Annotated in this window: 1 protein-coding gene and 1 tRNA gene; both read left to right on the top strand. The window is 57.2% G+C overall.

The features are described 5' to 3' along the window. Nucleotides 1–5 precede the first annotated feature (5 nt). Nucleotides 6–78, top strand: a tRNA-Thr gene (locus NW820_RS07945). 189 nt (nt 79–267) lie between these two features. Then, nucleotides 268–1,866 carry a DUF6930 domain-containing protein gene (locus NW820_RS07940; protein WP_414407172.1) on the top strand — a complete coding sequence of 533 codons (1,599 nt, stop codon included), beginning with the start codon at nt 268–270 and terminating at the stop codon, nt 1,864–1,866. The last annotated feature ends 237 nt before the right edge of the window (nt 1,867–2,103 follow it).

The raw sequence follows: 2,103 nt of genomic DNA, 5'->3' as shown, positions 1-2,103 counted from the left end.
AAATTGCTGGTGTAGCTCAGTTGGTAGAGCACTCGACTTGTAATCGAGCGGTCGTCAGTTCGAATCTGACCATCAGCTTCTGGTGCCATGGAACTTGGCTCTGCTGTCTCCTCTCGCTGAAGCCGAACTCAGCTTCTACACTGGTGGTTAGATTGGCATTAGCGGGATCCCTGGGTCTTGTTGACAGGAGGCCAAGGCCGATCCCTGCTCAGTTTGGCATACCTACTCAGCCGATTGGGTTGTTCTCCTGATTCTCCTTGGATGTCTATGTCCGGTCTCCCAGCCGCTACGGTTCGTCGATTGCAAAAGCTGCCCCAGGTGCCCTCGGTGTGGGAAGGGGATCGCCACAAGCTCTCAGGATCGCCACCCATGGGATCCCAAACGGAAGGGGAGTGCATTCTTTGGGTAGATGGCGTTCAGGGCGTGGTACGGGCCATGGAAGTGGTGCCCGCCGATTCTGGCTTTGAGCCGATGGTGCGAACCTTGATTGTGGCCATGGAGCGGCCCCATGCTGCCTCACCTGCTCGCCCCCAGAAGATCATCGTGCGGGATCGAGAGGTGCAATTTTTCTTGCGCGGCATCCTGCACGAGCTGGACATTAAGGTGGAATGCCAGCCGGAATTGCCTCTAATCGACGAGATCCTGCAGAGCTTTGAAGAGGCCAACGAACGGATCCCTCCCCCTCTGCCGGAACACTATGTTGAGTTGCTGGCCGGCAAAGCCCTTACCCTCTGGCGAGATGCTCCCTGGGATTACCTAGAGGATCACCAAATCTTGGCCATCGACCTAGATCACTGGGACATCCAAACCCTTTATGTCTCGGTGATGGGGCGGTTGGGCATGGAGTATGGGGTGCTTTTTTATCGCTCGCTGCCCTCTCTTAAACAGTTTCGCCAGGATGCGGCCCAGCCGGCCACTCCCGAAGAAATGGAGGAGGCTTTCCTCAGACAAGATTGTCTCTATCTCACCTTCCAAGCTGGCAATCCTGAACTCAACGAACTGCCGGATCTGGACTTGGCAGAGTTGGATCCCGAGGAAATTGAGCCGAACTTCGGCACCATTCACCCCCTGGAAGGCTTGCGCGTGACTTTGCAGGAGGATGAGGCGGCGGCCTTATCGGTGGCCTTGGAAGCCTTGCATCGCTTCTTCAAGCAGTACCACCGCAAGCTGGAAGATGACTTTCGACCCTATCAAGGCCGGTACCGCATTCCCAACCCCCAAGAGAAGGGAGCAACCCTTTCGGTGCAGGTGCGCACCCTGCCGGACGTGGCCGAAGAGCTGCTGGAGCTGGAAGGGGAGGAGGAAGAACCTGCCCAAACCCTGCTGCGGGATGATTTGGTGCCGGAAGGGGCGCAGATAGGTCTGGGGGTCTTGCCGTGGACAACGGTGGAAATGCTGCGGCGCACGGGGCAATGGCATCCCCTCCCCCAAAGCAAGCTGGTGAAAAATGGAGAAGGGCTGCCGGTGGTGATTGTGCGCACCTCTCGATCAAAAGCAAAGCAGCTCATCGAGAATTTGCGTGGGGAAGGTGGGCCGCAAGGCGTTTGTTTCAACACAGGGGTGGATCCCTTCGATGGCGATCGCTACGACTTGGAAATTGTGCAAACGGGCAATCGCGATCTGCACCTGTTTGGAGAGTTTCCCGAAGATGATCCCGTTCACTCCATGGCTCGCAAGCGCTGGGAGCGGCGTTGCCGGGATACGGGTGGCTATTGCGGCTTGGTGGTGGCGATGGGGGTGAATTCTACGCGCCCAGAGCTGCAAGTGCGCCACATTCTGGCCTTGTTTGAGATGCAGGCTTTGAACCCAACGGGACTGGGACTGGGGCCGATGGTGCGGATTAGCCGACAATTGCACTTGCCTTGACCGTCCAGATGGAGGCAGGTTAGGTGCTGCTGGTAACCTGAGCAACTTTCTCCCAGCCGGGATCCCTTCTTTCTATCTCTGGCAGGTTTACCGGGCGGTGATTCGGTTTTTCCAGGGATCCACGCTATCTTGGCTCTGGTTCTCTCCTGGGTGCTGACCGGCAAAATAGCTCGACAAAGCATCTCGACAAAGCATACAGTGGCCCTATCATCTGGGGGCTCTGGTATTGACCCTCAG

This window comes from Synechococcus sp. R55.7, from assembly GCF_047461955.1.
GTDB lineage: Bacteria > Cyanobacteriota > Cyanobacteriia > Thermostichales > Thermostichaceae > Thermostichus.
Note: the sequence above shows the minus strand (reverse complement) of the source record. Positions and strands in the feature narration are given on the sequence as shown.